This window comes from Myxococcus sp. AB056, assembly GCF_006547365.1.
GTDB classification, from domain to species: Bacteria; Myxococcota; Myxococcia; order Myxococcales; family Myxococcaceae; genus Myxococcus; species Myxococcus virescens.
The window spans coordinates 110,065-119,006 of the sequence record NZ_VHLB01000017.1 but is presented as its reverse complement, the minus strand read 5'-3'; the positions used below and the strand labels follow the sequence as shown (position 1 = coordinate 119,006).

Below are 8,942 nucleotides of genomic sequence, written 5' to 3'. Positions count from 1 at the left end.
CCACCGCCGCGTCTCCTGTCAACTCGCTGCGTTGACTGCCGTATTCCGTATTGTCGTACTGACTCGCTCGAAGTGCCTTCCGCGCCAGTGCGCGGGCTTCTTTGCGAGGGGCGCGGCTTCTATCACCACCGCGTTTTCTGTCAACCGGCTGCGTTGACCACCCTATTCCGTATTCTGGTGGACGAAGGACGTTCGCTGCGACACGACGCGCGGACCAGGCGCCCGCTCCGCACCTGCAGTGCAAGTTGGCGTGGACGCGGCGGCGAAGGAGCCCGCTCGGGGTTGAGCACCTTCTGGCGCCCACCGTCGCGGCCCTGCTGGCGGTGGGCGGCCTGCTCCGACCGCGCACGGGGCGGTCGCGGTAGAAACGGACACTGCTGCTCCCCCGCACAGCGCCCAGACGCGGCACTACCGGTCTGAGCGCTTGACTTGGGTTCTAGCGTGGAGCCGCTCGTTGGGCCACGGGGGCTGAATGCGAGCAGGGGGGCATCGCACGATGGGCCGGTTCATTCGTTTCCAGTTCATCCGGACGCGCTGTGCTGTGGAGTAGCCCCCATCAAGTCCGACAGGAACAGTGAGGCGAAACAGCGAGCCGCCCCCTCAGGGAGTGCATCCCCAGCGCGGGCGCGAGGAAGCTCTTTCCCACGCCCGTTGGCCCCGTCAGCAGCACGTTGTGCTTGCCTGCCACCTACTTCGAGGTGGACAGCTCCAGCACCTGCGGCTTCATCAGTCCTCGGGCGCGGGTGTAGCCGATGTCCTCCACTCAGGCGTGCTGGCGCGGCTTCGCACGCAGCAGGCGCGCACTCAGCTTCTTGTTCTCCCGGCACATCCACTCCGCGTCCGCCAGGAGTCCCGCCATGTCAATGGCGCTCAGCGTCGTGTCGGCCCGCCTCTCCGGTCAGCCGCGCAGGTCGTTTGCCATGCCGTGCAAGCTTCAACGCGTTGAGATTCTCCAGCGTCGGGACCACGAGCGTTCATTCTTCTCCGTCAGTCTCGGTGTCCAGCCTGCGCGCCCTCATGCGCGCAGGCCACCGTCGAGACTGAGAGACTCAAGCCAGCACCGACGGGCAATGGCAGCGCACGGCCAAGAAGCCGTGCATGCAGTCAGTGGCAGGAGTAAGCGCCGCGCCCGTTCTCGTGCTCGGGCAGCGCGCCCTTCTCGGCATGCTTCTTGTTGGCGTCATCAAGGTGGTGCTGGAGAATAGCGACGACGGCCTTTTGGCTGATGGCACGGCGGCGCAGTGCCTGGGCGTACACATTCCCCACGCGGGCCTCGCCGTGCATCTTCTCGTCAGCCAAGCGCAGCACGCCCAGCGACGAGCGGAAGCCCTGCTGCGGGTGAGTCCGCTTCGTCATGAGTTCCTCCACTAGCTTCGCTCACGAGGGGCCTACGCCTTCGGCCCAGCGGATGAGACGCGAGGGCGTCCACTCGGTGTGATGCCAATGGGAGGCGGATCTGTGCCCGGGTCAAGTGGTGAAGCGCCCCCTTCTGCGCGCTTCGCACATGGCTGGCCACGCGGAGGCCCGCGAGGAAGACTTCGACGGCGCCCTCCGAGTGACCCACCTCCACCGGCTTGCCCATCAGCGTGAACAGCACGCTGTATCAGTGGCCCTTCAGCTCCACGTGGTAGTCGATATTCACCCGCGCCTTCGTCCTGCAGGCCAGCTGGTAGGGGCACGCCGGTAGCGGCTTGAGCGTCGCGCGCTGGTGGAAGCCGTCGCCGCCGGAGGTAGACGAGAGCTGGGCCTACGCGCGTCGCAACTTCTTCAAGGCCCAGGCCTTCCCCCCCCGCGAGCGAAGAGGTGCTGGAGCTCATCGGCGAGCTGTATTCCATTGAAGCGGACCTGCCCGGCTGGTCCGCCCTGTCGGGACAGCTGCGCCAGGCCGCGCTCACTCACCGGCTCGCCGTGCGTCAAAGACACTCCGCCGCAAGTGCCTGAACGCTCGTGTTCGTCTCCCACGAGGAACGGGGCGCTCTTCGAGAACGGAGGGCATCGGTTGTCATGCCCCACGATGTGCGCCCCGCATTACCGCCGCTCTGCGGAGCCCGGCGCCCGGACCAGGCCCCGTCTTGCAACACAGCCGCATAGGGGCGCCTGGCAGGCAGCCTGCCCGGGCGTCCGTCGTCGCGCCGACCTGTTTCCGCCATCACCCGGGATTCGGCCCACGCTACGGGCGGTCGGTCTACAGTCCAGAGCGGCAAATAAAAAAGCCCCCAAGTCCCAAGGACTTGGAGGCTTTTTCGGAGTGCCCAGGGCGGGATTCGAACCCGCACACCTTTCGGCGCCACCCCCTCAAGATGGTGTGTCTACCAGTTCCACCACCTGGGCGTTTGCTGCGGCGTCCATCTACCGGAGCTTTCTGATTCACGCAACGACAATCTCAACCGCTGCGTGAATCAGATTCTTCCTACGAACCACGTACCGCGAACGACTACTGCGCCGGAGCCGGCTCCTGCGTCGCGGGAGCGGACTCACCCGTCGCCGGGTTGCCACCACCCTCGGCGGGCGGAGTCGACTGCTCGCCGCGCGGCTGCTCCATGCTGCCCGGCGCCGCGTCACCCGAGGTCGCCGGGGCCGACTGCGCCGGAGGCGAAGCCACCGAGCCACCCGCCGCCACCGAGGAGCGCAGCCCCACGAAGGACAGGCCGAGCGAGCTGAAGAAGAAGAGCGCGGCGAAGACGCCGGTCAGCTTGCTGAGGAACGTCACCGCACCCCGGCCGCCGAAGGCGCTCGTGGCGGCACCACCGCCCAGCGCGGAGCCCATACCGGCGTCCTTACCCGGCTGGAGCAGAATGACGAAGATCATGAACACGCACACCAGGACGTGCACGATCGTGACGAAGGTCAGCATGTGGACTCTTTCAGACGTTCCGTGAAAAGGAGGCGCACCCTACACCAAAGTGGTGATCGGGTGACAACATCTTCCGCCCGCCCCCTGGATCAACTCTAAGTGGCCGCCTTGACGATGGCCGCGAAGTCGCCCGCCTTCAGGCTCGCGCCCCCGACAAGCGCCCCGTCAACGTCCGGCTGGCCCAGCAATTCCGCGGCGTTGTCCGGCTTCACGCTGCCGCCGTACTGGATGCGCACCCGCCCGGCCGTCTCCCCGTCATACAGGCGCTCGACCAGCCCCCGGATCGCCGCGTGGACCTCCTGCGCCTGCGCCGCCGTGGCGTTGCGCCCCGTCCCAATGGCCCACACCGGCTCGTAGGCCAGCACGAAGCCCGCCACGTCCTTGGCCTCGAAGCCCTCCAGCGCCCCGCGCACCTGACGCTCCACCACCGCCAGCGTCTGGTTCGCCTCGCGCTCGGCCAGCGTCTCGCCCACGCAGATGATGGGCGTCATCCCCGCCGCGCGGACCGCCTTCGCCCGCTTGTTCACCTGCTCGTCCGTGTCCCCGAAGAGCTGCCGGCGCTCGGAGTGCCCCACGATGACGTAGGCGCACCCCAGCTCGGCCAGCATCGGCGCGGAAATCTCACCCGTGAAGGCGCCCGAGGACTCCCAGTGGCAGTTCTGCGCCGCCAGCGCCAGCGGCGCGCCTTCCAGCGCGACATGCAGCGGCTGCAACGCCACGAACGGCGGCGCCACCACCACCTCCACGGTGTCCCCCAGGGAAGCCACCTGCCCTCGCAGATCGCGCACCAGGGCCAGCGCCTCCGGTACCGACTTGTTCATCTTCCAGTTGCCAGCAACGATCTTCCGACGACGCGCGGTGGCCATGGTGTCCCCCAGGGGTGTGTGGTGTGTCGGACGCGGAGCCTACCGCGTCTCCAGCGCCTTGATGCCCGGCAAGTCGCGTCCTTCCAGGAATTCCAAGGACGCACCTCCACCAGTGGACACATGGCTCATCTTGTCCGCGAAGCCCATCTGCTCCACGGCCGCCGCGCTGTCCCCGCCGCCGATGACGGTGGTGGCCTGCGTGTTGATGGCCATGGCCGCGGCGACGGAGCGGGTGCCTTCGGCGAACTTGGGGACCTCGAACAGGCCCATGGGCCCGTTCCACACCACCGTCCTCGCATCGCGGATGTGCTGCGCGAAGATGGCGCGCGTCTTGGGACCGATGTCCAGCCCCATCATGTCCGGCGGAATCGCGTTGTCCGGGGTCTCCGTAGCGGGGCTGTTCTCCGTGGGCTCGGTGCCCACGATGTGGTCCACCGGCAGGACCAGCTGCGTCTTGAACCGGTGCGCCGCCTCCAGCAGGCGCGTGGCCAGCGACAGCTTGTCGCCCTCGACGCGGGACTTGCCCACCTCGACGCCCTGCGCCTTCAGGAAGGTGTACGCCATGGCGCCACCGACGAGCAGCGCGTCCACCTTGGGCAGCAGGCTCTCGATGACCTTGATTTTATCGCTCACCTTCGAGCCACCCAGGATGGCCACGAAGGGCTTGTCCGGGTTCTTGAGCACCTTGCCCAGGTACTCGATTTCCTTCCGCATCAGGAAGCCGGCCGCCTTCTCCTTCACGAAGGGCACCATGCCCGCGGTGGACGCGTGGGCGCGGTGGGCGGTGCCGAAGGCGTCGTTGACATAGACGTCCGCCAGCGCCGCCAGCTCGCGGGCGAACGTCTCGTCGTTGGCCTCCTCTTCCTTGTGGAAGCGGAGGTTCTCCAGGACGACCACCTGGCCTTCCTTGAGCTCCTTCACCTGCTTCTTCACGCCGTCACCGACGCAGTCGTCGGTGAGGATGACTTCGTGCTTGCCTCCGAGCAGCTCGGCGAGCCGCACGGCGACAGGCTCCAGCGACAGCTTCGGGTCCGGTCCCTTGGGGCGGCCGAGGTGGGAGGCCAGGATGACCTTCCCGCCCATTTCGAGCGCGCGCCGGATGGTGGGCATCGCCTCGCGGATGCGGGTGTCGTCGGTCACACGCCGTCCTTCCATCGGGACGTTGAAGTCCACGCGGATGAAGACGCGCTTCCCGGTCAGCTGCAGATCATCGATGTAACGGATCATCTCGGTCCTTCCCTCTCGGTGCCCTGAACGCCCTTGGGACTAGACGCCCTTGGAGACGAGGAACTTCGCCGTGTCCACCATGCGGTTGGAGAAGCCCCACTCGTTGTCGTACCAAGCCATGACCTTGAGCAGGTTGTCGCCCATCACGAAGCAGTTGGTGGAGTCGAAGATGGCCGAGTGCGGGTTGCCGTTGTAGTCCACCGACACCGTCTGCGCGTCGCTGAACTCCAGCACGCCCTTGAGCGGGCCTTCGGCGGCCTTGCGGAAGGCCTCGATGACGGCCTCGGCGGTGACCTTCTTCTCGGTGTTCACCGTCAGGTCCACCAGGGACACGTTCGGGGTCGGCACGCGGACGGCCAGGCCGTGCATCTTGCCCTTGAGCTGCGGAATCACCTCACCAATGGCCTTCGCGGCGCCGGTGCTGGTGGGAATCATGGAGAGCGCGGCGGCGCGGGCGCGGCGCATGTCCTCGTGGGTGAGGTCCAGGATGCGCTGGTCGTTGGTGTAGCTGTGGACCGTGGTCATCAGGCCCTTCTCGATGCCGAAGTTGTCCACCAGCACCTTGGCGATGGGCGCCAGGCAGTTGGTGGTGCAAGAGGCGTTCGAGATGACGTGGTGCTTGGCCGGGTCGTACTCGTTGTGGTTGATGCCGTAAGCGATGGTGATGTCCGGGCCCTTGGCCGGGGCGGAGATGATGACCTTCTTCGCGCCCGCCTTCAGGTGCTTCTCCGCCGCGTCGCGCGCGGTGAAGCGGCCGGTGCACTCCAGCACCACGTCCACGTTCAGGTTCTTCCAGGGCAGCGCCGTCGGGTCCTTCTCCGCGGTGACAGTGATCTCCTTGCCGTCCACCACGATGCCCTTCTCCGTCGCCTTCACCTCACCCGGCCAGGTGCGGTGCACGGAGTCGTACTTGAACAGGTGCGCCAGCGCCGCGGGCTTGTCGAGGTCGTTGATGGCGACAATCTCGAGGTCTTCCTTGCGGCTGAGCACCGCGCGGAGGATGCAGCGACCGATGCGGCCGAAACCATTGATGGCAATCCGGGTAGCCATATTCGTCGTCTCCTTGAGCAGTGGGTGCCAGGCACCCACGGGTCGTCACGTCAAAATCGAGGGCGGCCGACCGTAGGCATCGCGACCGGCCGAGTCAACGCCCGGCGACATCCCCGCGACGACGCGCACGCCGAAGCTGAACAATCACCCCGAGCAACAGCCAGACGGCGGTGCCCGTTCCCCCACCCGCCCCACAGCCACAGCCGGAATCTCCCAGCGGATAGAACTGCGGCAGCACCCGCACCACATGGGGCTCCGGCTCGGGTTCCGGCTCGGGCTCCGGAGGCGGGTGCGGATCCACGCCCCGCGCCGCCACACAGGCGGTGAGCAGGCTCGCGGCTCCGGATTCCTCGGCCGGCGGCGGGGGCAGCTCCGTGAGCAGGCCTGCCTGCACCAGGAACGAGGACATGAGCCCGGCGCGCTGCACCGGACTGACGATGCCCTCGAAAGGCACGCCCAGCAGCAGCACCCGCCCGTTGGGCGCCGACATCACGCCCGCCGCCAGGTCAGTTCCCAGATAGCGAAGCACGGACGTGCCACCCGACGCGGGCGTCAGCACGTCCGTCACGCCCACCGCGTAGCCGCCCCGCGTGCCGTCATCCAGCGCCACTCCGGTGAGCTGGGCCAGCCAGCCGCCCGGCATGCCCTCCACGGAGAACGGGGGCGTCCCGCTGCCCGGCGCCGCGCGAAGAATGTCCGCCAGGAAGGCCTGGTCCTCCGCCGAGCCCACGGCCAGCGCCGACGTCACGTGGCTGCCCGACAGGAGGAGGTGGCCCCCCTGCATCACGAACCCGCGCAGGGCGTCCTGCTCCTCACGGGTAGGACGGGCCCCTCCCGCCCCACCCCGGCCGGTGAACCAGTCCACCAGCCGGTACGGCGCACCCACCGTCACCAGGTTCGCCGCCACCGCCGCGCGCGTCGCACTGTCGAAGGCGGTGCCCGCGTGCGCCAGCGCGGCGCCGTGGCGGCGCACGTAGGTGCCGTCGTTCATCGTCTCCACCAGCAGGCGGACAGGCGCCTGGAGGTCATAGGCATCCAGCGGCTCGGCGCACGCCTGGGATGCATCCAGCCGCTCGAAGCCGTTGACCACCAGCACCGGGGACTCCGCGCCGCCTGGCGTCCGAACGCCCACGGTGACGGACGGGAAGCCCTCTCCGCCCGCGTTGTGCGCGGCCACGCGGAAGTAGCGCACGGTGCCCGGCGCCAGCGTGGTGCGGAAGGACGTGCCCGCTTCATCCGTGCCGTCGTCCCAGCCCAGCCCGTCCGCGCTCTGGTAGACGCGGTAACCCGTGGGCGCGTCGCGGCCCTCCTCGTCCGGATTGGCCGGCGGCGCCGCCCAGCGGAACTCCACCGTGCCGCCGCTGCCGTTGAGCGCGGCCACCGCCTCGGGCGCCTCGGGTGGCAGGACGACAGGCACGCTGTCCCGGGCCGCGTAGTATTTGATGAGTCCCTGAAGGATGGCGCGCGCGGCCACCCGGCGGAACACGGGCTCCTTCAGCCGATTCGAATCCGTCACGTTGTCGTGGTAGGCGACCTCCAGCAGCACGGACGGCATCTCGTTGTTGTGCGTGGGGTTCACCTCGCCCAGGTTCGCCGAGCGCAGGTTGCGCACCCGCCAGCTCGGGTCCACCTCGCGGCGCATGTCCTGCGCCAGTTCGTCCAGCAGCGCCCGCGCCAGCACGTCACTGCCCGGGAAGCCGGTGAAGTTGAGCGTGCCGTCCACCGGGTTAGGCCCGTACACGTAGGCCTCCGTCCCCGACACGTTGCCCGTGGTGGACGCGTTGGTGTGCCACGCCACGTACACCGCGTCCTCGCCCTCCTCGTGCAGCCACGCGGCGAAGCGAGGACGGGCGGTGACGTCCGCGTTGCGCTCGTTCGTCAGCGCGTTGGCCCCCGTGGGTGCGTACACCGTGAAGGGCGCGCCGCTGAACTGCACGTGGTAGCGCGCGGACTCCTCGTAGCGGGGCCGCGCCAGGGGCGCCATCGCCGCGTCACCGATGACGCCGCTGCCACCGCCGAAGCGCACCGCGTCCAGCGACAGCGTGCCGCCCTCCGCGGTGTCGTTCAGCGCCACCACCGCGCCGGAATCCGGGTGCTGCCCCGCCTTGAAATAGAAGCGCCCCAGCAGCACCCACGTCCCGCCGTGACGGCGCTGGTTGACGCGGAAGTGGCTCTCACCGCCCGCGTGCTTCACCACATAGTGCGCGTCCGGCGCGCGCGTGGGGTCGGCCGCGTAGGAGACGTAGACGTGGTAGCTGCCCTCCGCGGGAATCTCCGGCGTCCACGTCGCGCTCGCGGTGGCGCTGCGCGCGGAGGCCATCACCCGCGTCGTGCCCAGCGAGAAGGGCTCCACCGCGTTGCCCATGGGCGTCGGCGGCGTGCCCCAGCCGGGTTGAGCGGAGGACTCGAAGACGTCGCCGTCCTCCGAATAGCCGGCCTGCCCGTCGTCGACGATGGCCATGTGCCCGTTGAGGTCCGGCTCCCGCAGGGGCACCACGGTGGCACCGGCGCCCGTCAGCATGGGCAGCAGGTACTGGTTGAGGACCTCGGCGGAGATAAGGTCCTCCACCACGGCCCAGGTGTTCGGCCGCTGCGTGGCCCAGCGGTTCAGCGGCGCGCTGCGCGTGAAACCGTGGCCCGGGCTCAGGTACACCACCTTGCCGGAGAGCGCGCCCGTGCGCTGCCGCGTCTGCGGCACGCCCGACTTCGTCCCGGAAGCCCCCGTCCGGAGCTCGCGCCGGACGACCGGCGGCTCCGCGGCGGACAGGCGGCGCGTCTCATGCGGACGGGGCCCGGGCATCGGCACGTACTCCACGCCCGGCGGCTCCAGGCCACACGCCCCTTCATCCAGTGCAGGGTCGTGCGCGGCGTGGGACTCGGCGCGGGCCAGGGGGGAAGTCAACAACAGCGCGAGAAGTGCGCCACCCAGACGGACACGAAGAGGG

The 8,942-nt window shown here is 68.8% G+C and carries 7 protein-coding genes and 1 tRNA gene; all 8 read right to left on the bottom strand.

From position 1 onward, the window contains the following. Positions 1-556: 556 nt before the first annotated feature. On the bottom strand, positions 557-670 hold the full coding sequence (locus FMP39_RS37900) for an ATP-binding protein (protein ID WP_228557864.1): 114 nt from the start codon (positions 668-670) through the stop codon (positions 557-559). Between the two features lie 434 nt (positions 671-1,104). Further along, positions 1,105-1,356, bottom strand: coding sequence for a hypothetical protein (locus FMP39_RS10810; RefSeq protein WP_141589827.1), 252 nt, complete (start codon positions 1,354-1,356; stop codon positions 1,105-1,107). Positions 1,357-2,249: 893 nt separating this feature from the next. Further along, positions 2,250-2,331 (bottom strand) — tRNA-Leu (locus FMP39_RS10805). A gap of 103 nt (positions 2,332-2,434) precedes the next feature. Continuing rightward, the gene (gene secG / locus FMP39_RS10800) at positions 2,435-2,854 is read right to left on the bottom strand and encodes a preprotein translocase subunit SecG (RefSeq protein ID WP_090488808.1); all 420 of its coding nucleotides are present in this window, start codon (positions 2,852-2,854) and stop codon (positions 2,435-2,437) included. Positions 2,855-2,949: 95 nt separating this feature from the next. Then, positions 2,950-3,720, bottom strand: a complete 771-nt coding sequence (gene tpiA / locus FMP39_RS10795; RefSeq protein ID WP_140862107.1) for a triose-phosphate isomerase — start codon at positions 3,718-3,720, stop codon at positions 2,950-2,952. Positions 3,721-3,759: 39 nt separating this feature from the next. Then, positions 3,760-4,947, bottom strand: coding sequence for a phosphoglycerate kinase (gene pgk / locus FMP39_RS10790; RefSeq protein WP_141589826.1), 1,188 nt, complete (start codon positions 4,945-4,947; stop codon positions 3,760-3,762). A 39-nt stretch (positions 4,948-4,986) separates the two neighbouring features. Further along, positions 4,987-5,997 (bottom strand): type I glyceraldehyde-3-phosphate dehydrogenase, encoded by a 1,011-nt coding sequence (gene gap / locus FMP39_RS10785; protein WP_141589825.1) that lies wholly within the window; start codon positions 5,995-5,997, stop codon positions 4,987-4,989. 94 nt (positions 5,998-6,091) lie between these two features. Next, positions 6,092-8,797 (bottom strand): N-acetylmuramoyl-L-alanine amidase, encoded by a 2,706-nt coding sequence (locus FMP39_RS10780; protein ID WP_228557863.1) that lies wholly within the window; start codon positions 8,795-8,797, stop codon positions 6,092-6,094. Positions 8,798-8,942: the final 145 nt, after the last annotated feature.